Genomic DNA, 25,562 nt, shown 5'->3' with positions numbered 1-25,562 from the left:
GTTAGCTGCCGACCTTAAGGTTAGCCATCGTCCAGGTTAAACGTGTTATTCCATTCATTTTGCTTCCGCCTTTATTTCAGGCATGTATTCAGGCTGGCTGCCTGCAGCACATACCAGCGTAGCAACCAGCGTTCCGATAACCAGTTGCCAGGTGAAGCCCAGGCTCAGTTGCCAGGCTTCAGGTAAATACCAGCTCATCACATATGGTTGTAGCAACAAGGGGATAATGAAACCACTCAATAATGCCGCTGTGACGGAGGCAGGGCTGCCCCGCTGAGTAAATAGTGTAATAAAGTATACGCCAAGTAAGCCACTGTAGGAAAATACCATCACGCCCAGCGCAAACTGTAATAACGGTGTATCTGAATACTGTTGCCAGTAATAGCATAAACAGGCCATGGACGCTAACGCCAATGCAACGACAGCCATTGCAAGGCGGCCGGCATTCACAAAATGATGTTCATTGCGTTGCTTACCCCGTTTACGTTGCCACGGCCGGTACAAATCCTGAATGAGTACACTCGACATTGAATTCAAGCCAGAATTCAATGTCGACAGAGCAGCGGCAAGGATGCCTATGGTAACCAGCCCTTTTAAGCCTGCCGGTAAGTCGGTCAGCACGTAATACATAAAAATGGTGACAGGTTCGCCGGCAAACTGCGGCACCGGTGCGCCGGCATTGCTGGTCATCAAATCTGGTTGCTGATAATAGATATATAACAGCAGGCCTATCACGATAAACACTAACATGACCGGGATCACCATGACCACCGACCATAACATTGCCCTGGCCCCTTCCTGGGCGTTGCGACAGGTCAGCACCCGTTGGGTCATATCCTGATCAAGGCCAAAGGCCGCGATATTTAGCAGAACAAAGCCAGTGAATACCGAGGTCAGGGTAAATACCCCGGATGGTGAAAAATCGATTCGGTTATCAAACAGTGTGAGTTTTGATGGCTCACCGGCGCCCGGATTCTGCAAAGTGTCGAGGATAGACGGAATATCTGCCGGGATGGCAATTAACAGTGCAATAATCACCGCAAGTGCCGCGCTAATGTAGGTAAAGGCCTGCATAACGTCACTGTAAATAACGGTTCGGATACCGCCATAGATACTGTAAATCAGGCCAATGACGCTGATCAGAATCGTCGCTGTTATGACGCTACTGGCAGCTATGTTGCCATACAGAATCATGGCCACAGCAAGCGCTGCCATGTAGAGTCTTGCACCGCTGGCGAATATACGGCCAAATAGGTACATCAGTCCGGCTTGTTTTTTGGCGCTGGCGCCAAAGCGGGTTTCCAATAACTCGTAAACGGTAAACACTTTCAGCTGGTAAAAGCGTGGAATGAGTACCCTGGCAACAAAAAAAGCGGCAATAAACGCCCCCAGATTGGTGGCCAGGTAGGTCAGGTTACCGCGATAGCCCTGGTCCGGGCCACCCAAAAAAGTGGCGGCAGATTGAGAAGTGGCCAGTACTGACATGGCAACCATCCAGACGGGCATAGCCTGCCCCCCCAGAAAATAATCGCTGGTGTTTTGCGCACGGCGATTAAAGTACCAACCAGACACCAGCAACAGTAGCCCGTAAAAGGCAAACAGCAACAAGTCTGGCAGGGTATAGTTGGTTAACATTTATTCTCGTTCTCACCGTTTGAAAGCTGGGTTATCATGGTTCTCAGTAACCAATAACCATCGATATTGACACCAGTTTGTCAGAGTTGGTGCGAATTTAGAATATATTATTCTGAGGGATTTTCAAATTAAGAATTTATTAATTTATGAGCAAGGTGTATCGTACAGGATATACCCAATATATTCCGCAACCTAAGAGTTAGTCGTTTGAGCAGATCAACCTGTGCCATTATAAATCCGGATGCCATCCGTCATAATTTCCGTCAGCTGCGTCCTGTGCAGGGCAGTACGGCTATTGCGGTGATTAAGGCTGACGCATACGGACACGGTGCGGTAACGGTAGCTAAAGCACTGGCTGAGCAGTGTGATTGTTTTGCGATTGCCATTTGTGATGAAGCCGCAGCACTGAGAGAGGCTGGTATCAGGCAGCCATTGCTGGTGCTCGAAGGGCCGCATCATGCCGACGATTGCGTTGCCGCGCGGGCTAGCAACCTTATTTTACTGGTCCATAATCAGCAACAACTGGACTGGTTGAGTGCTCTTGATCAGGACCAACGGCCACAGGTCTGGTTAAAGATGGATACCGGTATGCATCGGTTGGGGTATAACGCAGACGACATTGCTGAGGTGCTGACAAAGTGCGACTGGCTGAAACAACAGCAGCCGGTGCTGGTTTCCCATTTTGCCTGTGCTGATGACCCGGACAATCCTAATAATGCTGCCCAACTGCAACAATTTCTATCTTTAACAAGGTCACTGGCTCTGCCAGGCTGCATGGCTAACTCTGCGGCTACTTTATGTAACCCGGCGAGTCAGGCCAACTGGTGCCGGTTAGGAATAGGCCTGTATGGTGCCAGCCCGGTGACAGGTCATCCTGCCGCTGAATACGGACTCATACCGGCTATGACGCTAATGGCACAAATTATTGCGCTGCATAACGTAAAACAAGGTGAAGCCGTGGGCTACAGCCAAACCTGGACAGCACCCCGGGACAGTGTTATCGCCACGGTAGGGATTGGTTATGCCGATGGTTACCCCCGCCATTGTCCGAATGGTACGCCGGTAGTAGTGCGTGGTCAGCGAGGGCAACTGGTAGGCAGAGTTTCCATGGACATGATTACCATTGATGTTACCGACATCGAAGCGGTTGCCCTGGGTGACGAAGTGGAATTGTGGGGGCCGCAATTACCGGTGGATGAGGTGGCTGACTGGGCCGGTACCATTAGTTACGAATTGATCACCCGTGTCTCTGCCAGAGTACCAAGAGTATCTGGTTGAAATGGGAAATGAGTAAGTGGAGAGTTCACAAATAGTTTGGGCGGGTGTGATCGCCAGCGGCTGTGCCAGTCTGGGCACCGCCGCTGGTAGCCTGGGCGTCTTTTTGATCAGGCAATTGTCTCGCCGACTGGAGGATGCACTGCTTAGTCTGGCAGCCGGGATCATGCTGGCCGCGACCTTCTTTTCATTATTACTGCCATCGCTGGAGTACGGTAGTACATTGTACGGGAGTGATATGGCCGGCGGTATGGTGGTCGCAACGGGATTGCTGACCGGCGCGTTTTTACTGTTTTTTATTCACCAGGCCGTGCCCCATGAGCATTTTGTTACAGGTCGTGAAGGGGCTTCTAAAACCAAGCTTACCAGGATTTGGCTGTTTGTACTGGCCATCACCCTGCACAACTTTCCGGAGGGCCTGGCGGTTGGGGTGGGTTTTGCCGGTGGCGAAATGGCAAATGGCCTGTCACTGGCCTTGGGTATAGGTATCCAGAATATACCCGAAGGCCTGGCGGTAGCGGTGGCTTTGCGATCGGTGGGATTTACCCCAATCAGAGCCTCTTTAATAGGCATTGGCAGTGGATTGGTAGAGCCTCTTGGCGGGCTGGTAGGCGCAGTCGCCGTATCGGGCGCTGAAGCGTTTATGCCATGGGCACTGGCCTTCGCTGCTGGTGCTATGTTGTTTATTATTTCTGATGAAATCATTCCGGAAACCCACCAGAATGGTAATCAGAACATAGCCACGTTCAGCTTGCTTATTGGCTTTGTGGTAATGATGTTGTTAGATGTTTTACTGGGATGATCAGAATGACGCAAAACCTGAAAGACGGCGAATACTGGGTAGGCGTAGACGGCGGCGGCACTAAATGCCGGGCTAAGCTGTTTAACCAACTCGGAGAGTCGTTAGGGCAGGGTATTGGCGGGCCTGCCAATATTGCCAGGCATGGGCAGCTGGCGTTATCGTCGATACTGACCGCCGTTAAGAATGCCGTGGCAGATGCCGGGCTGCCGTTCAGTGATGTCAGTCGTGGACTGGTAGTCAGCGCTGGTCTGGCCGGTGCCTACCTGGACTCATCCACAGCCCTGCTTAAACAATGGCAGCACCCTTTTGCTGAACTGGTTTTTTCCTCCGATTTGCATACCGCCTTACTTGGCGCTCATGGTGGCGAGGATGGTGTGGTGATTATTACCGGCACCGGCTCCTGCGCGGCTGTGTTGCAAGATGGCAAGGTGACCCAATATGGGGGCTATGGTTTTCAACTGGGCGACCAGGCCAGTGGCGCCTGGCTCGGCCAGATGGCCGCCAGACAGGCATTGCTGGTGGCCGACAAGCTCAGGCATGGCAGTGAATTATGGCAAGCAGTAAGCCGGTTCTATGATTGCTCCACACCATCAGAGTTAGTCGAGCGACTCAATAGCGCATTACCCGGGGAATTTGCCCGCTTTGCACCACAGCTGTTTGAGTTGGCAAACGAAGATGCGGCGGCTGCAGACATTATCGCAGAGGGCGCAGAATATCTGAATGATCTGGCACGACGGGCGCTTGGCGATAGTACAATGAATTTAGTGTTGAGTGGTGGCCTGGCCAGCGCGTGGCGGCCGTACCTGGCAGAAACCGTTGCTGCGCGCATTCAACCTGCCTGTCACGGACCGGAATGGGGCGCGGTGTATCTGGCCCAGCAGCAACTTACTTCAGTGAATACCAGCGTTTAGCCGTTTTGTGGGTGCAGATGCTCCACTTCATCATCTGCCTGAGGCTTTTTTACCGCGGGCAGGGTGTAGCGCTCCGGTCGGTGATTCAGTGAAATCACCATATTCAGACAAAGCGCGGCCAGAATAGAGATTAGCACCAGGTGCGCGTTGATAAATACAAATGACAGGCTCAGAATACTGGTATCAACGACCAGTTGAAACGAACCAGCACGAATATTAAGCCGATTTTGTAGGTAATAAGCCAGGATCCCAAGGCCACCCAGGCTGGAGCTGTGGCGGAACATAATCAGCATGCCTACGCCAATTAAAATGCCACCAAACACGGCCGCGAAAAAAGGGTCGACCCGCGAAATATCCACAAAATGGGGGACCCACTCAGAGAATAATGAAACCGTAGTGACGGAAATAAACGTGTTGATCATGAAACGTTTGCTTATATGTCGCCACGCCAGATAGTAAAACGGCAAATTGATCAGGAAGAACAATAAGCCAAACTCAAGCGGGGTAATGTAGGTTGCCAACAGGGCAAGACCCGCAGCGCCACCTACCATGAGTTCCTGAGACTGAAACAGGAAAATGCCAAACGCCACAAATAAACCGGCACATAGCAGAGCAAAAACATCTTCGAAAACACTGTGTGATGCATTTTTCATAATAATAAACTGGATTTCTGTCGTTCTGAATGAAGTTAATTCGTCTGTTAGTTTTATATGTTGACGAAAAAATGAGCGCCTATTATACGTGCATTGCTAGGTCAGAGTAGCCTGCGCCGTCTGCGAAGCGGTGGCCGGGGCGTAGTTCTGGTATGGTAGCTTTACAAGGTGTTGATTATTTATTTTAAATATGTGTCTTTTTTGTAAAGGGTTGAGCGGTTTTGAGAGCCACACAGCCTGCTCAGCCACTTATAGACAGTAAAATTGATTATCCAGTGAGCATTCGCGCAATTAGTGCGATTTCTGAGCAAGTTCATTAAGTGTTTCAATTAACCGGGTCTCTTTTTCCAGCGCATTCATTCGTTCGGTCGCCTTCTGTGCTTTGGCAATGCCCTCTTCAGCACGGCTTGCAGCACTGGATGAGGTTTCGGATAACCCGGATAGATCAGCACTTAGCTCGGTAGAGCTACCTTCTATACTGGACAGCAATTCATTAATGCTATTGATAGCAACAGCAATGCCGTCGATGGAGCCTGAAACACCATCTATGGTGTCACCGGTCTCTTTTAAACTGGTCTGGGTGCGCTGCGAGAGTGCTCTCACTTCGTCGGCGACAACAGCAAAGCCACGGCCCGCTTCGCCGGCTCTCGCGGCTTCTATAGCGGCGTTTAGCGCCAACAGGTTAGTTTGCTCAGCAATGCCGCTGATCGACTGAATAATATGAACGATGCGCTCGGCACTATCACGGAGCTGGGCCATACCCTGAGTCAGCCCTGCGCGCTCTTTTTCCTGCTGTGCTATTTGATTTAAAAAGGTGCTGAACTGGCCGCCGAGTTCCAGTTGTTTGGTGGCTGAGTCGCGCGCCAGGCCTACCACGAACTGCAATTGCTCATTAGATTCCTCAAGCAAATGCCTGAATTCGTGCGTGCTTTCGATCAGACGGTTTTGCAGATCATTAATGCGCTGCATGCTGATAATTCTGGCATTCAAATGGTAGCTGGAAAAGGATGATAAATAGAACGGGTAGTTATTAGCGTACTCATCTTCAAAACGCTGCTGTGCTGAAACGGCAAAAAAGCCGACGGCCGTTACAGTTTGATTCTGGTGTAGGCCAAGAAATTCGCCAAAAGTAGAAAAACCGGATAAACAAATGCCGTCAAAGGTGTTCACGCTTTGCAGGGCAGAAGCGTTATTCAGACGGCGTAAAATACAATCATTGGCTATCATTGCCACCGGTGTGGCAGGCTTGTCCTGCATAAAGCGTCGGAAGTCCTCTTCCAGAGATTGCTTAAAGTCAGTGGCTTTAACTAAAAGTAACTCCTCACCAAAAGCCATATCGCTGAAGAAGCGAATGCTACCGTCATCATTAATAGACGCCACGGAACGAATGTAGATATTGTTGTTGATGTCGATGCCAAACGAGTGGGATTGCAAACGTGCTTCCAGTTCCGCAGGTGAGCACTGGAAAGTGTTGCAAAGGGCGTCAACCGGTGTCAGTAAATTCAGATTTTTATCCAGTACCGAATTAAGCGTGCGGGTAAGTGGATTGAATTCGGCAACCACAAACTGATTGCCGGTAGGCTTGAAGTTATGGCTTTTGAGGATGCCGTAACGATAGCCTTTCGCCAGTTTACAAAAACACAGAATAACGCTGTTATGTTTTACTTCGCCATTAATGGCGATGTCGGCCTGTTTAAAGTCCAGCTTGCCACCGGCACTGCCGCCAACAAAATAACAGGGGAAGCGACGGCTTTGATATAACGCCTGGGTAAAAAAGTCTTCGCTGGCCGTCAAACCATCAAAATAGGTCAGGGCTAGCGTATCGTGGCTGCTCACTTCAAAGGGCACTCGCACCTTCATCAGCTCGGCGGTAATGGCTTCGATGCGCTTAGCTGCCGGACGGGAAGGGTTACCGCTTTTAATATCCTGGCTGTGCAGCGCCACGGTATGAATTGATAGCTGCTCGAAGAGTCTGCTGGAAAATGCATGTAAAACAATATTATCCCACTGATCGGACGTTGTGTGGTAGAGCGCCTTGCCACCGCCTAATTCACCTGCTGTCATAATGGTGATGACCTGTGGTGAAAACGGCATTGCCTTGGTCAGGCGCTGGGATAGTTCGGCAAACTGGCCGGATGGGCTAATGAATGCAATCACCAGCGCTGTACCTGGTTCAAGCTTCAACGCCGTCAGCTTTTCCGGCTGAATGTCCCGGCTGGTTATATTGAGAGTGGCGGCCACCGGGTTATCAATGTCAGTACTGCGACTGTGTTTTGTTTTACGCTGGAAGAACATAACAAGCTTTCTCCTGCACTCCACTGTGTTCGGTGGCGCTTTCGTAATTATTTTTTGAATATAGCTGGTATCGAGTTTATCGCCACCGAGTTGAATCGATTCCCATCATTTTTCAATGAAATAGTCTACAGTCCGCGGTTACTTATTCAGAAATTCGAGTAGTTTGTCTACCGGTAAGGGTTTACTCAGCAGATAACCTTGAATACGGTCGCAACCAATGGCGGCCAGCGTTTCTCGCTGGGCGTCGTCATCAACGCCCTCGGCAAGCACATCGAAGTGCATTGCTTTACAAATATCAATCATGCCTTTGTAAATCTGCCTGGCCTGCTCACTGCGGGCCAGCTCTCTGACAAAGCTCATGTCAATTTTTATGGTATCTACCGGTAACCGGGTTAAATAACTCAGCGAACTGTAGCCCGTGCCAAAGTCGTCGATAGACAAAGCGAATCCAGCGTCACGCAGGGCGGTGAGGAGTAAAATACAGTGATCGAAATCGCTGATAAAAGCGCCTTCGGTGATTTCTAACTCAATGTCACTGGTATCGACATTATACGGCTTGAGCAACGCCAGCAGACTATCTACCAGGTTGGTACGCATAAAGTCGGTAGCCGAGATATTAATCGACACTTTGCCGGTAAAACCGTGCATGCGCAGTTTTGGGATGTCTTTGGCAACCTGACAGACGACGAAATCGGTAATGCTGCAAATTAAACCGGTGCGTTCAGCAAGGGGGATAAACTCACCGGGGGAAATCAGTCCTTCGGTAATATGGTTCCAGCGGATCAATGCTTCCAGACCATTGATTTGTCGGTTAAGCAAATCCTGTTTGGGCTGATACCACACCAGTAAACTGTCTTCTTCAGTGAGCGCCTGATTGAGCTGGGCTTCGAGCAACACCTGCCGGGTCAGCGTATGTTCCTGCTGAGGGTTGTATAATTTCTCTTTAGTCAGCGGATCGTCTTTGGCATGGTTGAGGGCAATATATGCACTTTCCAGCAAAGTAACAGGTTCTTCACCAGTATTGATATTCAGTGACAAGCCAATTGACGGAGTCAGGAACACGGCGCCTTTCTGGGTCATAAAAGGCGGTTCGAACTGCTCACAAATCCACTTTGAGATCTGCCAGATATCCTCTGTATCAGCTAATTGCGTTACCGCCAGGGCAAATTCATCACCATGCAGTCTGACCAACTTAAATCGTGAACCATGATACCGCTCCAGGCGACGGGCGATTTCAAACAAAATCAGATCGCCGGCGGCATGGCCAATGGTGTCGTTAATATCGCTGAAATCGTCGATCTCGACCAGGCAGATACCGGTTATCGCCTCGGGATCCTGCTCGTACCATATCCCGAGCTGACGCAAAAGAGACACACGCAAAGGCAGTTGGGTCACATGGTCAGTTTTTTCCTGTTCCCGGTTTATAACAATTTCGACTTTGTCATCTTTAGCGATAAGCGTTACACAGCGGTGACACAAAGGTACCACGCCATGGGTATTCTGCTCTGACGTAGCGTGCAGTTTATGCAGGTTTTTAATCAGGTATTCGCATTCATCGGGATAGATAACAGAACGACTTTGCAGGTTCAGCAGATATGCTTCGATATCACAGACGTCACATTCAAAATACCAGATTCCGGTTGAGTCACTTTGCATTGCGCGTTCCTTCAAAAGATAAAGTCGGGAGGGAAGGCTAAAAGTAGCCAGACGCCGTAATCGCGACGAATTAGGCTTGTGCATAGCATTAAAGCTATACGCCAACGCCGACTTTATAAAGCTTTTTTTCATTTGTGGATAAAAAAAGTCGTCATTTGGCAACACATCAGATTAGTCGGGCCAATTTGTCAACTTTTGTCCTATAAATGACCGCATAAAACTCATAAAAAAGTTCCCTAAAAACCGACAAGTTGACTTATTTTTGCGATATTTGGGTGAGAAAGCCGATGCGATAGTGCAAATCACGGGGTATTGGATTATATTCAACTACTATTGGTAGTAATAGTGGGTATTTGGAGACACTATGGCAGTATGCAGTGGAAGCATCAAACAGTATTCTTTCGTGGTAATCCCTTTTTTTGTTGCTTTTCTGAGTGTTGTGAGTGCATCAGCGACTGCCAAGCTGGTTGAAGCCAAAGGGATCAGTGCAGTGGCTGACAACAATATTGTCGAAGCCCGCAAAGTGGCCCTGGAAAATGCAAAGCGGGCTGCGGTAGAACAAGTGGTTGGCACCTTTGTGCGCTCCCGTACCGACGTGAATAATTACCTGCTGGGTAAAGACCAGATATTTTCCAGCACGGCAGGCCAGATCGACGAATACAAAATTATTTATGATGGCGTAGGCGACAGCGAAGACATCTACGAAGTGGTCATTCAGGCTGATGTACGGGTGGATATACTGGTAGACAGAGTCGCTCAAATTCAGGCTTCCATGGGCTGGACCAAAATGCCCCGCGTTACCGTGGTACTCGATGAAAATTCCACCAACTCTATTATTGCCCAGCATGCCCGCAACGAAATGACCGAACGTTTGTTACGGGATGGCTTTCAGGTGTTTGACGAAGACGAACCTATTTACGCCGGGTTTGCTGTTAATCTGATCGTTGATTCCCAAATAAAACCGGAAGAATTCCAAGGCATGAAAATCAATGCCAACGAGCTGACCCTTGGCATGCAGGTGACCCGGGTAGGTGATAACCAGGTGCTGGCTGCAGGTAGCAAGAGCGCCAGCAAACCGGGCGTTAAATCGAACAGTATTTTTGCAAAGCTATCAGCCGATATCATTCGCAAGGAATGGCCACAGTTACGGAAACAACTGATCCGCTTTTGGCATCAGGAGCAGGTGAAAGCCAGAAATGTGTTTCTTGATATTGAAGGCGTTGACTCACTGGATGTCGCGAATCAGATGAAAGCGGTCATTCAGGAGGCTATGCCCGCTATTCAGCAAATCGAAATTTCTAATATCGCCAATGGTGTGGCACATCTTGTCATCAGCTATAAAGGCTGGACAGAACAGCTATATGAAGAACTGCTGGCCAGTAACATAGCGCAACGACATAAAATACAGATTGTTGGCGTCACAGGTAACAAAATCACCGCAACCAAAGTTTGAGGATCAACCAATGAGACGGTACGTATTGGCCGCTCTGGTATTGTCAGCCCTGGCAGGCTGTCAATCAACGGGCAAGGGAAAAAAAGAGTTTGATGTATCTCAGCAGCTCGCTGCAGCCGGGAATTATGCTGAGGCCATTGCTTACCTTAAGCAGGCAATAACCAAAGAGCCGAATAACCAACAGTATTCGGCTCAGCTTAGCAGTTTACGCCTGAAAGCCTCACAGACACTCATTGGTCAGGCGCAGGGGATTCTGAATGTGGCCAGAGTCAACATTAATGACATTGAGAAAGCCGAGTCATTGGTGGCGGAAGCCAGGCAGTTCTCGCCGAATCTGCCGGCTATTGCGTCGTTGGAAAGTCAGATCGATAGCTCGCGCAGTGAACTCATTGATGAAGTGAAGGAGCGTTATTCTGAAGCGCTGGCACTGATTGACCGTCAGGACTGGGTGCGTGCTAACCTGACACTGCAACAGGTTCAGAAGTTGTATCCAAACTTTGAAGCATCAGTACCGTTAGCTTCGCGGATTAAAACCGAAGGTACCCGCGATTATCTTCTACAAGCCAAAAAAGCCTTTGTTGAGTACGAGTTTGAAGATGCCAAGCTGGCGGCCCGCAAAGCCACCATGCTGGATCCGAACAATGTTATCGCCAAGAAAATGGCCGCTGATGCTGACCAGAAAAACAACGCTACCTTTTTTAAAAGTCTGGCGGCCCAGTCGTTAGATACACAAAACTGGAGTCAGACTGAGTTTGCCTGTGAAAAAGTGCTTTCGTTCAGCCCTAACGACCAGGACTGTATCGCGTGGAAAGCCACAGCGTTGGAAAAGCTGGTTGACGAGAAAATTATTGAAGCGACCCGGTTGTTACAGCAGGGTTATATCGCCCGGGCAATCAATCTGGCGATTGAAATTGACGAAAATACCGGTGGTGCACTACCTCTGCGTGCCGTTGCTCTGCGCAATGCCGTGATATCCCGCGCCGAAGATATCGCCATCGAATACATGGACAATCGTTACTGGGGGGTTGCCTGGTACATGTACGAATTAATCGGCAAGCTGGACCCGTTAATGGAAGGCCTGTTTGAGAAGTCACGTGATGTACAGGATAAAATTCGCGAGCGTGTCATCAAATCAATCGCGGTATTTGACTTTAAGAGCCCGTCTTACAACATGGATGCGGGTGGCCTGATTGCCGGAAAGCTGATTTCTAACCTGTTCAACAACGCTACCAAGGATATCAACATCCTTGAGCGTGAAAACCTGAAGTCCATCCTTGAAGAAATGAAACTCGGCCAAATCGGCGTGGTATCTGAAGATACCGCCAAAGAAATGGGACGTTTGTATGGTATCGATGTGGCAATCATGGGCTCGGTACTGTTGTTTAAAGTAGACGAAACCAAATCTGAAAGTGCCGAAACCGTACGCTATCAGGTTGGCCAGGAAATTCAGGACAACATTGACTTCCTGAACTGGAAAGCGCTCAACCCGAACCCAGATAAAAACGATCTGAAAGAGGCACCACAGGCGAAAATTATGGTGCCGGTATACACCGAAAAAGAATACACCGTAAACAAAGCGAAAAAGGTCGGCTTTATCGAGATTTCTTATCGCATCGTTGACGTTTCAACCGGACAAAACGTGAGTGTGGATACTATCCGTTCGCGCCTGGTGAAAGAAGACGTGGGTAACGACGGGGTGAAAGACGCTAACATTGCTTACGACCCACTGGAAATTGCCACTGATACTGAAATGCTGCAAATGATGGCGGATCAGGTGGTGGAAGATTTGTCCCGTAAAGTATTACAACCACTGCGTAACCGTGAAGTCGATTACTTCGAAGCCGGTGAAGAATTACTGCTTAAGCGTAAAGAATCGCTGGAAGCGCTGGAGCGGTTTGTTGATGCCAAGTTTGATGAGCGTGTTAAATCTAATGTTAACTCTCCGATCTCCGCCAAAATTGACGGGTATATGAAGCAAATCATCGAAACCTATCAATTTAGAAATTAGTTAGTAGGCGAGGGGATATGCAAGCAGTAATCTTTAGAGTCGCTGTGTTGATAGTGTTGTTGTTACCAACCACGACTTTTGCAAAAACCAGCCTCGCTTTATTCAACCTGTCACCGGCCAGTATTGATGCTATTGGTCTGGACGGTGACCTGCTCTTTTCCATGCGAAAGGAGCTGGAGCGTTCCCAAACCTATCAGTTACTTTCAAGGCGCCAGATGGAAGAAGGCCTGTACCGTATTGGCGGTGCGCAGGTAGCTGATACACAAAAAATTATTCAGTACGGCAATGGACTAGGCGTAAACTTTATTTTGTCTGGTTCAATCGATATTAAACGTGCCACCATCATTGTGGATTTTAAGCTGATTGATGTATCAAACAGCCGGGAGGCGGCGATTTGGCAGGAGAGCTTTCAAACCCAGGGTGAGTTAGTGACCCGGGCACCGGAAATCGTAGAGTCACTGGAGCGACGCATTCGCCGTGCGCTGTCGGTGCAGCCGGATAGCACACAAGCCAGTGCCGCACTAACAGCATTTACCAGCAACGCGCAGGGCGAGCAGGTTGTACTGAACTGGCAAACCGCTGATATCGGCGCGGTCTTTTATTACAACCTGTATCGGGGGGAATCAGAATCGGGGCCTTTTGAATTTGTCGAAAGTACTACTGAAAGTCAGTATGTCGATACCCGAATTCCCCAAAGTGGCACTTTTTATTACCGTCTGGATATTATCCTGGAAACCGGTGATGAAATGGATGGTGGCCTGGTCAGTAAAGCCACTATTGCCAAAGCCCAGGCCAGTGCCGATGTGGCAGCGCCGTCTATCCTGCAGCATCAGGTTTACGTTAACGGTGTGAAGCTCGACTTTGTTCCTTCGATTGCGAATCAGGAAAAAACCGCCGCCTATCAGGTGTATTATCGTGAAGTCGGTGGCGTTTGGGCGCCTGCGGTAAAAATTGAAGACACCGGAAAAATTAATTACTCCGTTTCTGCCGTCAACCTGATGGAAGCGGATAAGAGCTATGAGTTTGCGGTAACAACGGTAACCAACAGTGGTAAGGAAAGTGCCAAGTCTCCACCGGTGAGGGTAACCAGTGCACCGATTATCCTGCTTAATGCCGATAGCGAGATAAAAACCCGTGAAGTCACTCTGCAGTGGCAGCCAGCCGCCTCAGAATACAGTGTGCGCATCGAGCGTCGCGGGGCCGGTACGAATGACTGGCAAACCGTGGGCGAAATCAACCCTGGCCACAACGGCACATACGTAGACAAACAGGGTCTGGAAGACGGCCTGGTTTATGAGTATCAGGTTCGCCTGTTCGATCAATTGTCTGCCTCTGAGCCTTCTAATATCACCCGCAAGGAAACTAAGAAACTGGCCGCGCCGACAGAATTTAGCGTCTCTGGCGGGGTTAAATCTGCTCATTTGTACTGGCAGGCGGTAAAAGACGACGATGTAGTGGGTTACCGGATATTCCGCACGGAAGGGGAGCTGGACCAAGATACCCTGCTTGATGCATTAGCTGATGTCAGCGGCGCCGATAAAACCCAGTTTATTGACGGGGTAGATAATGGTCAGCCTTTAAAAGACGGCACGACCTATCATTACCTCGTGGTTGCACTGAATAAATTCAAAGGCGTTGGTTTTGTATCAGAAACACGCAGCGCGCAAACCAAGCCACGCCCGGATCAGGCGCAGAGCCCGGCGCTATCGGCAGACAACAATACAATTCGTATCAGCTGGCCGCCATCGGGCGAAGTAGACATCAAGCACTACCGCTTATACCGGCGCTGGAATAACCAGGGCTGGCAGGAAATTGCGCTGCTACCCGCTAATGAGTCGGCATTTACCGATGCTAACCTGAAACCTTATGCGCAAACTTCCTATTATGTGGTGGCCGAGGATAAAGACGGTCTGCGCAGTGACCCGTCTGCGTTTGCCAGTATTGCTAGTCCTGATGAAGTAACGCTAAGTGTGGCTGCTCAGGGCATGTTGCGACAAACGGATTTAAGCTGGACTGCTCATAAAAATATTGATGGCTATAAACTGTACCGCCGGGTTCAGGGTGTACCCCGTTGGGAGCTGGTTACGGCTATCACTACACCGAGCATTACTCAGTACTCCGACAATGACCGCCGCAATCTGGCCGATGGCGTGAGCTATGAATATGCGATTAGCGCGGTGGGTGGTGACCAAGAAACGCAAAAGTCGAATATCGTGACGGCCACTACCAAAGCGGTGCCGGCAGCACCAGAGAACTTTACGGCGGCGAGTAACCAGGTTAAACGTGTAACACTTACCTGGCAGCCGGCTAATGATGCCGATGTTAAAGGCTATAAGATCTATCGTGAAGATAAGGGTAAATTTGATTTACTGGAAACCCTGAGCAGTCGAACTGCCAGTCGCTATGTCGACGAGGGGAGCTTCTTCAGCAAACTGGGTGATGGTCAAACCCATCGCTACAAAATACTGGCGTATAATCTGTATGATGCCAACGGCGTTTCCACGCCGGTGGTTGAGGCCAGAACCAAGCCACTACCGGCCCGCATTGAAGGGCTCAACGCCGTGGAATCAGCCTCCAATGTGGTCTTGCAGTGGCAGCCGGCACCTGAACGCGATATTGATTTTTATCAGGTATACCGGGGCTCAAGTTGTAGTAATGTAAGAAAATTGGCAGCTGTCAGTGCCGCCAACTATGTTGATACTGATGTGTCTGGCAGGCGCAGTTACTGCTACCGGGTATCCGCGGTAGATAAAGACGAATTAGAGGGAAGCGTGTCGGCTTCCGCTGAAATCACCACTGCACCGCATGCAGAAGGGAACTAAACATGATCAAATTATCCAGGCTGTTATTGCTGTGCTCGGCAGTCACAGTGTTTTCCGGTCTCAATATGGCAGCAGCCAACGAGTATTCTGCAATTAAGAAAGTCAGCGAATCGAAAGAGCTGGAAGGTCTGCGCGACAAATATCGTGAGTGTGTATTAGCCAAAGGCACGCTATATTTAAAGGTCAACGATCTGAATTCTGCCATTGTTCACGCCCCCATTGCCTGTAAGCGTGAATTGCTGAGCGTGCGTCAGTTTCTGCTCTCAGGTGCGTTTAAAGTGGAAGTTGTTGATCAATTAATGGATTCAGTGCGCGAAGGGGTAGAGATTGACCTGGTTAATCACGTCTACGCTGAGGTACTTAAGCAAAAAGGGATTAAACCATGAAAGTAAAGTTTTTACTGTTGCTGCTGGCCGGTTTTATCGGCGTTGTTCAGGCTGCAGATTTAACTGGCGTAGTGACGGCACAAGGGTTCGGTACCGTGGATCCGGCGATGGCAAAAACCAACGCCCAGGCTCGCATGCTGGCTAAGCGTGCTGCCCAGCTCGATGCTCAGCGTCAGTTATCTGAGCAGGTAAAGGGTATTGAATTACGTGCCGGTTCTACCGTGGAAGAGTATGAGGTAAAAAGCGATATTATTGCGACCCGTGTAAAAACCTGGTTGCAGGGTACCGTTGTGGTAGACGAGAAAGTTTATGAGCAGGAAGGAACCTGGATTGCGGAAGTGGTACTGGGTATTTGCCTGACAAACGAAGCTGATATTTGCAAAGAACGGGAAAGTTTAGAGGCGATCAGTAATGCGGCAAATTCTCAGTATTAACCTGCTGGCCGCGACGCTGGCATTCAGTCCGTTTTGTGCTGCGCAGTCGGTAGATGACTTCGATGAAATCAGCGCGCGGATGGATGCTGAATTCGAAAACCAAACCAGGCGTATCGACGACATCTACCAGGCTGTGGATGAAGCTATCGACCGTGCCTTCCGAGGCCTGACCAAGCGTATTGAGGTTAAATGGCCTGATGGGGCCATGCCTGAAAGACACCGCTGGGTAACCTATAACAAAACAATGAGCAGCCGGGCTATCGCCGACTTTGAGTCGGGTGAGTTGCTCATCGAAACCCTGGTAGAGCCAGGCGAAGATCTTCAACAGCGGGTTGCTGAGCTGATGGAAATGTCATCGTCCATAGCCACCGCTACACCGGCCGAGCTGGATGAGCAGGACGTACTGCTCCAGGAAGTAACCAAAGAGGTGGCTGAAGTTACCGAAGAGCCGGTAGAGATGACATCATCTACTGATTCATCACTGGCCAGTGTGCTGCCCGACACCATTGGCGGACAACTCAAAGGTCTGGCCGACGCCTTACAGCAGGATTTCTCCGCTGCACCGGAACTGCAAGTTGAGTCTGAGTCGGTTGATATCAGTGCGCTGGTAAGCAAGGTGGCGCAAAAGCAACAACTTACCAAAGCCGATGCGGGTCAGCCACGGCCACAACCGATAGCGGATGAAGAGCCGGAAACCGCGCCGCAAATTACCAACCTGCCGGCAGAGAAACCTTCCGCTGTTGCCAGGCAGTTTGTAGCGCCCGCCCAAGCTGGAGCAGAGGCTCAAATGACGGCAACCATCCAGCCTGTTGATCAAACCAAACCCATGCCGGTACTGAGCGTGGTGGAAGAAGGTGGGCAAACCCGCCTGCAATTAAAAATAGAGTTTGTAAACGGTTATCAGGAAAAACTGGTTAAGCAGTATTTTGATGATATCAAAGGCTATGCCGAGCAGTACGATGTGCCGGTTTCAGTCATTATGGCGATTATCGAAACAGAATCGAGTTATAACCCCAGAGCGGTATCTCCCGTTCCCGCGTTTGGTTTAATGCAATTGGTGCCCAAAACTGCAGGCCTGGACGCACACCTTTTTGTGCATGGTGAAAAAAAGATAGTAAGTGCTGACTATTTGTTTAATGAGGATAATAACCTCAAGCTGGGCTCAGCCTATTTTCACCTGCTGACCCATCGCTACTTACGTAAAATCACTGACCCCCAGGCGCGTTTTTATTGTGCGGTTGCCAGTTACAACACTGGAGTGGGCAATGTGGCCAGAACCTTTACCCCCAAAAAAAGTATCACTGCCGCGGTCGATACCATCAATGGGATGTCGCCCGATGCAGTCTATGATTTTCTGATGGAAAACCTGCCAGCCCAGGAAACCAAAAACTACCTGAAAAAGGTGGTAACCCGAATGGCTAAGTATAAGCAGTTTGATGCGTAACCCGTTTAAAGTGAGAGCAACAATGAAGACAATGCGATATTTAACGTTGGTGTGTGCGTTCCTCTCCGGCCTCGCTAATGCAGAAGAAGTCGTTGAGCAAAAGCCGGGTGGCGTAATTAACTGGTCTTCCGGGGTGATTTCAGCCTACGGTTATGGCGTAGCGCCGGATGATGTGCCGCTGGTTAAACAACGGTTGCTGGCTCGCCGGGCTGCTCAACTGGATGCCTACCGAAACCTGGCCGAGATGATCAAAGGCGTGCGGGTGTCATCTGAAACGGTTGTTGAGCAAATGGTGGCGCAGAGCGATACGGTAAAAACCAGCCTGGAAGCCATGATTAAAGGCGCGGCGATGACCGCCGATCATTACCAGAATGACGTTGCAACGGTTACCATGACCATGTCACTGGACGGTCGCTTTATTCAGATGATTGCACCCGAGGTGGCAAAAGGCGGCATGACGGCCGCAACCTGGTACGATAAACCGGTGCAATGGGTACTGTCCCGCACCACTCAGATGGAATGGCCTTCGCTCACGTTGTTCCCTACTGCTGCGGCGGCAGAAACGACTCAAAGCCATTTGGTTATCGACAACCCAAACCAACTGGAACTGGTAAAAGAAATTACCCGTTTACTGAAAACTCACAGTCAGCCTCAGGTTATCGCTCAACTGGAACAATACATTGAGTTTTATGAAAGTAATAGTAACTTTACCGGTGTCTTAATAGATGCCAGCCAGATTGGCAATTTTGAACTGGCGACCATTCCGCGGATCAGAAATCAAAAGGGCGACATTATTTACCCTACTGCAGATGATTTAACCCAGGGCCGTATCAGCAGCCGCCCGGTTTCTTACGATTTTGATGTAAATGATGCAGTGCGTAATGCTCGCATTGCGGTTAAGCCTTTTATCATACCCTCACAAGGCACCTATAAATCCCGTAAGTCTGATCTGGTCATCAGCGACGCTGCCGTAGCGTTACTGAAATCGCAGCAGACCCTGCAAAAAGCGCTGGGTAATGCCGAAGTGATGATAGTGATTGCCAGATGATGAGCGCCACTTGCTACCGTAGATTACTGGTATGCCTGCTGCTGGTACTGTTTTGCCAGTCGGCCGCCCATGCGTCACCCAAAGTAGCGATCGTTGAAGCGCAAATCCTGATCGAAAGCGGAGAATATGAAGAGGCTATTCGTTATCTGGAAAATGCCACGGTGCAGTATCCGGACAATGATATGTTGCTGTCGCTGTATGGTGATGCACTGTATGAAAATAAACAGATAGTCGAAGCCGAGGTGGCCTTTCGCCGGGCGCTGGAAATTAACCCGCTTAATGCTCTGGCTGCCCGTCGCATTGAAGTGATACGGTCTATTTATGATGCGTCGGTGAGTGAGCAGGCCCAGCAGTTAGAAGAACTCACCCTTGATAAACTTTTCGATCTCATCGCCATGGCCATGGCATTTGCCCTAGGCACTGTGATGTCGAAATACCTGCGTAAATTTTCCGACTGGAACTTTATGCGTCGCAGCCGCAAACTGTTTTTAAAAGGTGATTACGATGACTTTGTTGATTTGCTGGAAATTCAGCTGTCGACTAACGAGCTAAAACCCCTGCGCCGCAGTATAAACTTCATGCAGGAACAAATGTCGCAGGATGAAATCATGACGTTGCTTAATCGCTACGTAAACACGGAAGACAATCTCCATACACTCACCCGTATGGTAAGGCTAAGTTATGCACACGGCGATAATTCGAACACTTAGCTTTTGCTGCGTTGCCTTGTTGTGGAGTTGTGGCAGCACGCCCCCGCCGCCAAGCTTGTCTGCACAGTATCAAAAACTCGCGCAGGACGCCGGTTTTTCGGTGTTCGCCATGCGAAATATTGCCAATCAGGCCTATCAGAATAACGACCTGCCGCTTATGGCAAAGGCGCTGTGGAAATTATGCCAGCGAGGCGTAGCTGCCACGGGCGCTACCGAGGACTGCGCTGCGTTGCTGGACGTAGCGATTATTCAGGGCGATGAGCTAGCACAGGCAAGAGCTCATCTGGCGCAATATTTTATTACCGGCAACCGAGATGATTATGCGCGGGCTATGGCAGCTCTGCCAGCCAATGACGCGTCTTACCGAGCCATCTTTGACATCAGTGTGACCAACTGCCTTAGCAGTACAGAAACAACCGAATGGTTGGCTTTACAGTGTTATTTATCTGGTAAAGCTGCGTTTAATGAGCCGGCTTTACAAAAAGCGCTGGTGTTATTTGAGCAGTTTGATGCCCGCCATAACATGGCAGACAGCTATTTTTTACTGGCAAAGTTAAAATACGAGCAGGGACAACCGAACGCGGCAGCGGATTACGCTTCGCGAGCAGCACTGCTGCTTAGCCAACTGGGCGAGGCCGCCAGAGCAGAACGGGTCAGAACCTGGCGGCGGGACACGGTTTATGCTCAGTAGTCTGGGATTACGAACCCGGCGTTATGCCAATGTGCTGGTGGGTATCACTGGCCTGCTGGGTCTGGCGTTAAATACCTGCCCTCAACTATTAAAGCCCCAGCGACGTCGTATCTTCTGGTTGCTGTTTAAGCGCCAGTTGTATAACTCAGGCCTCAGGGCGGCGTCAATTAATACGATTATTGCCGTGTTACTTGGCGTGTTTGTGATGTCCAAAGCCTATTCAGTTATTCCCAATAACATGCAGTTTATCGATTACTACGCACAGTTTTTTAATATTGTGGTGAATCGTGAGATCGGCCCGCTAATTTCCGGCATCATTCTGATTGCCCGTTCGGCCTCCGCAGTGACCGCTGAAGTGGGACAAATGCAGTTGTACCGCCAGTTTGATGCCTTGTCTGCGGTGAATATGAGTCCGGCACTGGTTTTCCTGCTGCCGGTATTCTTTGCGTTTCCACTCTCTTTGCTGTTGATGTTTTTCTATTTTAATCTGATATGTGTGTTTACCTCATATGCGGTAATTGAGTTATATCATGAGGGCGGCATTACGCTGATGGCATTTATCCGTGCCCTGCTCGAACAGCTCACTTTCACCGAAGTGGTGGTAAGTATGACCAAAGCGTTGGTGGGCGGCTGCCTGATTGGCCTGGCCAGCTTGTTCTTCGGTTACAATGTGCAGGATCGGTTTACTGATGTATCGCGGGCGATATCTAATTCAAACACTTTTCAACTGTTTGCGTTTTTTGTGCTGAATGTGGGCTTGTCCTACCTGGTGTACTTATGACCTGCTTGCAGTTTGATAATGTCGATTTGCGGTTTGACCAGAACGTGGTGTTCAGGCAGCTCAGCCTGCGCGTTAACAGCGGCGAAATTGTGTGTATTGAAACCGGCGTACTGGATGGTGGTTCCAGTTTGTTAAAGCTGGCAGCCGGGTTATGCGAGCCGGATGACGGCAACATTATTATCGAAGGCTTATCGCTCAGGGATATGACCGAACAGGCGCGTTTTAAATCCACCTGTATGGCTTTTGAAGCCGGTGGCTTGCTGAGCATATTTACTAACTACAATAACATTGCCTTTCCGATGCTGTACCATACCCGGATGTCGGAAAAAGAAATAGCGGATCACATTGAGCCCCTGGCGGAGGCGCTGGCAATGACAGAGTTACTCGCACTGGAACCGCATCAGCTGAATGATGTGCAAACCCGTATGATGAACTTGTTAAGGGCAATGGTATTTCGGCCTAAACTGATACTGCTGGATGAAGTGCAAAGCGGTATGTCACACGAAATGCGTGAAAATATGCTAAATGTGTTGCTTAGGGAACAGCAACAACATCAGTATGCGGTAGTGATGACGGTCACCGCCGGCGATCGCACCGACTTTGCCGACCGGGTACTGGCAATTCATAACCATCAACTGGAGGAAGTACAATGAGCTTTGCGCCATCACAGTCGTTGTCTTCCCGTGCGCAGGATACGCTGCTTGGTTTGTTTGTGATTGTGGCAGTGTTACTGGCTGGCTGGTTATTGTTTGAGGATTTACAGGAACAACATGCCGACCAACTGCGTTTTCGCGCTAACCTTTCTTCGTCTTTCGGACTGAGCGTGGGCTCGCCGGTGAAAATTAACGGTGTCAGCGTGGGCCGGATTGACAATATCCGCCTCAGTGAGCAGGGGCAGGTGGCGCTGGATTTGGTGATGCAGCGGGATTACCAGGCGCTGTACCGGGCGGGAAGCCGGCTTAAGATAGACTCTACGCTGGCCATTGATAATGTATTGTCGGGTGCGGCCATTGCTTTTATTCCCGGCCCGGCGGGGCAATTACAAAATGGTGCCTTACTGGAAGCCGAGGAGCCACGCTCAATACAGGACCTGATGCAAGAATGGGATATCCAGGCACTGTCGCAAAAAGTGGCTGATATCCTGGTGAACCTCGACAAGATAGTCACCAATGTCAGTGACAACCAGGACTCACTGACCCAAAGTCTGGAAAACGTTGCGACATTGACCTCCAGTATGACCCAAGCCAGTCAGCAGTTGCCTGACGTCCTTAACCAGATGCAGCGCACCATGCAGGTGATGGAAACCACCCTGCAGGAAGGCTCGCAAACCGTTAACGATAACATAGCCACCTTTGCTGGCGTGGCGGAGCAGTCGGCACAGTTAATCGAAAGTATCAACGCCATCGCGGTGAATATGGAACCCACCGTGGCGGAAATGCCTCAAACTCAGGCATTGCTCAACAATTTATTGTTTGAGGTAAATGGTCTCACCCGCCAGTTACGTCAACATTGGTTATTACAGGGCGGGGAGGCCGTGCCGGTGCCAGCCAAAGGGCCGGAAAATAACGGCTTGTTCCCGCCTGATGAATCCCTATACGACCCTGCGGTACCACCGCTTGTGGAAGGAGACCCCAAGTCATGAAGAAGCTGTCTGTGCACCTGTGGTTAGGTGCGGTGTGTCTGGTGTTGTCTGGTTGTACAGTAAGTACAAAAGACACGGTGCTGGTGGGTCCACCGCAACGTTCAACCAGCAGCGAAGTAGAGAACAACACTGGTGTAAGCGGTGAGCAACAGGCGATCCCTTCGAGCATTGCCATTTTACCGTTCAGTAATGTAACCGAAGAAAAAGTAGCCGGACCGCTGCTTCGACAGGTTATCAACAGCCAGCTTTCCGGGCGGAACTTCTCGGTAATGCATCCTGGAGAAGTCGATAAACGGTTACCGTCGGGCCCTCTGGATCACACCCAAATGGCGTCTTATCTTGGCGTTGAAGGGGTGCTGGTCGGTGAAGTGGTAGACTTTGAAAGGTTCTTTGCTGGTATTTATTCAGAGATCCGGCTCGGTATTAAACTGTCACTATATAATACCAAAGGCGACGTGGTATGGACCGGCGAGCATGAAGTCACCCAGCGCGCCGGTGGCGTGTCCACTACTGCCTGGGGCCTGTTACTTAACGCGGCGATTGCCGCCATGAATTTAGATGATGAAAACCTGCTGGCGGCCGCCGACGAGCTGGGGCGTAAGGTGGCGTTTGAATTTCCTCAACCGCGTTTTTATAAAGGTAGTGCCGGACCACTTATTGAATCGGTTATTCACGACAAAGCCGGTAAATGGCTACGCTACGGCGACGTAATAGAAGTCGGCGTGAAAGGCGAAGCAGGTTTGCAGGCGTTTGTGGAGCTTGGCAATCAGTTACGGACCGAGCTTAAAGAAGTGGAGCCCGGTGTGTATATCAGCGAGATTCCGGTACAACCCGACTGGAACGAACAGCGGGTACCGGTTACCGGTATCCTGCAAGACACTGATGGCAGTACTAATACACTACTGAGTATTACCGGCCTGGTGAATTTTGACAATGAAGCGCCGCCGCCGGTAACCAATCTGGTGGGCAGTCAGACTGAATCCACCCTTAAGCTGGCCTGGCAGGACGCCGAAGTTGCAGCCGCCTATAAAGTAACGCGCACCAATGACAGCGGTAGTGTTGTAATTCAACAAAGCAGTGACTCCTTCGTTAACCTCGATATTGACTCGGAAGCGTTCAGTAAGAGTACCTACGAGGTGGTTGCCATCGATGAGGCGGGCAATACCAGTGAGCCTAAGTCACTCACTCTGACTACCTATATAAAGGAAGTGGGTAAACAAACTTTTGTTAGCGGCCCGCTGCAGGGCGGTTATGCTGGTATTTTGTCGCTTACTGAAACCTTTAGTCCTTATCAGGTAAAAGGTGAGGTGGTGTTTGCTGAAGACAGTGAGTTATACATTGAGCCTGGAGTAGTGCTGGAGTTTGAGCCCGGTGCCACTATCGAAATTAATGGAGAGGCGTATTTCTGGGGGCTAAAACAGGATATCCGTATCCGTGCCAGTGGCAAACAGGCTCGTCGGAAGCCTTACCTGATTGTGAACAATACCAAACCAACACAAATCTCAGGGCTAAAAATCAAAGATGCAGGCATAGGCATACTGGTTAAATCCGGTCAGCCACTGCTGGAAGCCATTGAGATAATCGGTAGCCGTTTTACCGCCCTGAGTATTGAAGGTGAGTCCAATGTGACTTTACGCTCCTGTGTAATTGACGGCAGTAACACGGCAGGTATTGTGGTGAGTGATTACGCCAAGCTCAATATGACGGATTGTACGCTGCAGAATAACTTCCCGTTTCATATTCAGAACGCGTCCAGTTATGAGGTCATAGCACAAGACAACAAATGGCAACCTGCACCTTCTGAGACGTCAATTTTAGGTAAAGTAAGGACTAAATAATGAGAAAGCTTGTATTCGCTCTGGCGCTGGTAAGCAGCAGTAGCATTGCCGCGGACGCTCATTATGAAGAATGGACCGCGGCCGGCGGTAAAATTAACTGGACCACGGGGCAAGTCTCTGCCGAAGGTTACGGTTTGCCGCCGGGCAATGTGCGCGGTAAAGCCGGGCCATTACTGGCGTGCCGCGCAGCAGTGGTTGATGCTCAGCGTAATTTGCTGGAGGCAACCCAGGGCGTCAGAGTGACTGCGACCACCGTCATCGACAATTACATGTTGAGTAACGATGAGGTGAAAAGCGAAGTGGAGGGGATTATTCGTAATGCCCGCATTATCAGCCGTACCCCTGCCGATGATGGCAGCTGTAAAATAGAAATGGTGATCAATCTGGGTGGCAAGGCGTCTAAAACGATTTATCAGGAAGTCTATCAGGAAACCGGCCTGCAAAGTTTTTATCGCTCAACCCTCGACTGGTTAGGCGGGGCATTGATCAGTAAAGCCTATGCCCAGGATGATGTAGAACTGGAAAAGCCAGTATGGCTACTGGAAATGGAAAAGCTCAACCGCCGGTTGTCGGTGATTGAACAAAAACTGGTTGAGACCCGTCGCGAGGATGCGCAGCCTGAACCGGTTGCGGATATACAACCCACCGGGCTGGTGGTGGATGCCAGAGGCAGTAACTTTATTCCGTCACTGAGTCCTAAAATTCGCCAGTTACGCGGCGCGGTAGTGTACCCGGATCAGGGCGCTTCCAAAGAACGCTTGCTGGAACGTGGTCAGCTGGTGTCATTATTTGCCCGCGATGTGGACTTTGCCGTACAGCACCCGGTGGTTGGCAATCGCCCGCTGTTAGTTAAAGCGCTACGTACCTATGGTGACACACGAACCGAAATCGTGCTGGCCAGCGAATATGCAGAGCGCATTATTGAGCTTGACGATAAAGGCTTTTTCAACGAAGCCGGCGTCATTATTGTTCTCGACTAAGCGCCATGCGCTTAGCAACCTTGTGTTGTTAAGGGCTTTACCTATTACATAAGATTGGGCCGAAAAGGCCCAATCTGCTAATCGTTACCTGTGTCAAC

At 49.9% G+C, this 25,562-nt stretch carries 21 protein-coding genes; 17 read left to right on the top strand and 4 right to left on the bottom strand.

Annotated elements, in window-relative coordinates; translation table 11 throughout:
- Positions 1-54: 54 nt before the first annotated feature.
- A complete protein-coding gene (locus AC2T0J_RS04690) occupies positions 55-1,635 on the bottom strand; it encodes a sodium:solute symporter (RefSeq protein ID WP_489809007.1) in 1,581 nt (526 codons plus the stop codon).
- Between the two features lie 207 nt (positions 1,636-1,842).
- Here AC2T0J_RS04690 and alr point away from each other — a divergent pair, with 207 nt between their 5' ends.
- Genes alr through AC2T0J_RS04675 form a run of 3 tightly spaced genes read left to right on the top strand, consistent with a single transcriptional unit; the run spans position 1,843 to position 4,623 of the window.
- Positions 1,843-2,913: an alanine racemase gene (gene alr / locus AC2T0J_RS04685; RefSeq protein ID WP_489809006.1), complete on the top strand. Its 1,071-nt coding sequence runs from the start codon at positions 1,843-1,845 to the stop codon at positions 2,911-2,913.
- A 16-nt stretch (positions 2,914-2,929) separates the two neighbouring features.
- Positions 2,930-3,712 carry a ZIP family metal transporter gene (locus tag AC2T0J_RS04680; protein WP_489809005.1) on the top strand — a complete coding sequence of 261 codons (783 nt, stop codon included), beginning with the start codon at positions 2,930-2,932 and terminating at the stop codon, positions 3,710-3,712.
- A 5-nt stretch (positions 3,713-3,717) separates the two neighbouring features.
- Positions 3,718-4,623, top strand: a complete 906-nt coding sequence (locus tag AC2T0J_RS04675; protein ID WP_489809004.1) for a glucosamine kinase nucleotide-binding domain-containing protein — start codon at positions 3,718-3,720, stop codon at positions 4,621-4,623.
- On the opposite strand, the gene AC2T0J_RS04670 is transcribed toward AC2T0J_RS04675, so the two are convergent.
- The 3 genes from AC2T0J_RS04670 to AC2T0J_RS04660 all read right to left on the bottom strand — a co-directional run bounded on the left by AC2T0J_RS04670 (position 4,620) and on the right by AC2T0J_RS04660 (position 9,227).
- Positions 4,620-5,276: a YitT family protein gene (locus AC2T0J_RS04670; protein ID WP_489809003.1), complete on the bottom strand. Its 657-nt coding sequence runs from the start codon at positions 5,274-5,276 to the stop codon at positions 4,620-4,622. The two genes, AC2T0J_RS04675 and AC2T0J_RS04670, sit on opposite strands and share 4 nt — an antisense overlap.
- A 291-nt stretch (positions 5,277-5,567) precedes the next feature.
- Entirely contained in the window at positions 5,568-7,571 is a 2,004-nt protein-coding gene (locus AC2T0J_RS04665; RefSeq protein ID WP_489809002.1) for a methyl-accepting chemotaxis protein, read from the bottom strand.
- Positions 7,572-7,709: 138 nt separating this feature from the next.
- The gene (locus tag AC2T0J_RS04660; protein WP_489809001.1) at positions 7,710-9,227 is read right to left on the bottom strand and encodes a putative bifunctional diguanylate cyclase/phosphodiesterase; all 1,518 of its coding nucleotides are present in this window, start codon (positions 9,225-9,227) and stop codon (positions 7,710-7,712) included.
- Between the two features lie 364 nt (positions 9,228-9,591).
- Here AC2T0J_RS04660 and AC2T0J_RS04655 point away from each other — a divergent pair, with 364 nt between their 5' ends.
- From AC2T0J_RS04655 to AC2T0J_RS04590, 14 genes are read left to right on the top strand one after another with little or no spacing between them, the layout of a single operon-like run.
- Positions 9,592-10,680: a hypothetical protein gene (locus AC2T0J_RS04655; protein WP_489809000.1), complete on the top strand. Its 1,089-nt coding sequence runs from the start codon at positions 9,592-9,594 to the stop codon at positions 10,678-10,680.
- A gap of 10 nt (positions 10,681-10,690) precedes the next feature.
- Positions 10,691-12,688 (top strand): CsgG/HfaB family protein, encoded by a 1,998-nt coding sequence (locus AC2T0J_RS04650; protein ID WP_489808999.1) that lies wholly within the window; start codon positions 10,691-10,693, stop codon positions 12,686-12,688.
- Between the two features lie 17 nt (positions 12,689-12,705).
- Positions 12,706-15,510: a hypothetical protein gene (locus AC2T0J_RS04645; protein WP_489808998.1), complete on the top strand. Its 2,805-nt coding sequence runs from the start codon at positions 12,706-12,708 to the stop codon at positions 15,508-15,510.
- A 2-nt stretch (positions 15,511-15,512) separates the two neighbouring features.
- On the top strand, positions 15,513-15,896 hold the full coding sequence (locus AC2T0J_RS04640) for a hypothetical protein (RefSeq protein WP_489808997.1): 384 nt from the start codon (positions 15,513-15,515) through the stop codon (positions 15,894-15,896).
- Entirely contained in the window at positions 15,893-16,330 is a 438-nt protein-coding gene (locus AC2T0J_RS04635; RefSeq protein WP_489808996.1) for a hypothetical protein, read from the top strand. The genes AC2T0J_RS04640 and AC2T0J_RS04635 overlap by 4 nt, the downstream gene beginning before the upstream one ends.
- Positions 16,308-17,774 (top strand): murein transglycosylase domain-containing protein, encoded by a 1,467-nt coding sequence (locus AC2T0J_RS04630; protein ID WP_489808995.1) that lies wholly within the window; start codon positions 16,308-16,310, stop codon positions 17,772-17,774. The genes AC2T0J_RS04635 and AC2T0J_RS04630 overlap by 23 nt, the downstream gene beginning before the upstream one ends.
- Before the next feature lie 22 nt (positions 17,775-17,796).
- The gene (locus AC2T0J_RS04625; RefSeq protein ID WP_489808994.1) at positions 17,797-18,822 is read left to right on the top strand and encodes an LPP20 family lipoprotein; all 1,026 of its coding nucleotides are present in this window, start codon (positions 17,797-17,799) and stop codon (positions 18,820-18,822) included.
- Complete coding sequence (locus AC2T0J_RS04620; RefSeq protein WP_489808993.1) at positions 18,819-19,532, top strand: tetratricopeptide repeat protein; 714 nt, start codon at positions 18,819-18,821, stop codon at positions 19,530-19,532. Before AC2T0J_RS04625 ends, AC2T0J_RS04620 begins: the two co-directional genes overlap by 4 nt.
- Positions 19,533-19,587: 55 nt before the next feature.
- Positions 19,588-20,223 carry a hypothetical protein gene (locus tag AC2T0J_RS04615; protein ID WP_489808992.1) on the top strand — a complete coding sequence of 212 codons (636 nt, stop codon included), beginning with the start codon at positions 19,588-19,590 and terminating at the stop codon, positions 20,221-20,223.
- On the top strand, positions 20,213-21,004 hold the full coding sequence (locus tag AC2T0J_RS04610; protein WP_489808991.1) for an MlaE family ABC transporter permease: 792 nt from the start codon (positions 20,213-20,215) through the stop codon (positions 21,002-21,004). The genes AC2T0J_RS04615 and AC2T0J_RS04610 overlap by 11 nt, the downstream gene beginning before the upstream one ends.
- Complete coding sequence (locus tag AC2T0J_RS04605; RefSeq protein WP_489808990.1) at positions 21,001-21,657, top strand: ATP-binding cassette domain-containing protein; 657 nt, start codon at positions 21,001-21,003, stop codon at positions 21,655-21,657. Before AC2T0J_RS04610 ends, AC2T0J_RS04605 begins: the two co-directional genes overlap by 4 nt.
- Positions 21,654-22,646, top strand: coding sequence for an MlaD family protein (locus tag AC2T0J_RS04600; protein WP_489808989.1), 993 nt, complete (start codon positions 21,654-21,656; stop codon positions 22,644-22,646). The genes AC2T0J_RS04605 and AC2T0J_RS04600 overlap by 4 nt, the downstream gene beginning before the upstream one ends.
- Positions 22,643-24,484, top strand: a complete 1,842-nt coding sequence (locus tag AC2T0J_RS04595) for a right-handed parallel beta-helix repeat-containing protein (RefSeq protein WP_489808988.1) — start codon at positions 22,643-22,645, stop codon at positions 24,482-24,484. Before AC2T0J_RS04600 ends, AC2T0J_RS04595 begins: the two co-directional genes overlap by 4 nt.
- Complete coding sequence (locus AC2T0J_RS04590) at positions 24,484-25,464, top strand: LPP20 family lipoprotein (protein WP_489808987.1); 981 nt, start codon at positions 24,484-24,486, stop codon at positions 25,462-25,464. The genes AC2T0J_RS04595 and AC2T0J_RS04590 overlap by 1 nt, the downstream gene beginning before the upstream one ends.
- Positions 25,465-25,562: the final 98 nt, after the last annotated feature.

The organism is Alteromonas sp. ISO5 (assembly GCF_058105165.1).
The sequence above is the reverse complement of the archived record's forward strand: the minus strand, read 5'-3'. Positions and strand labels throughout refer to the sequence as shown.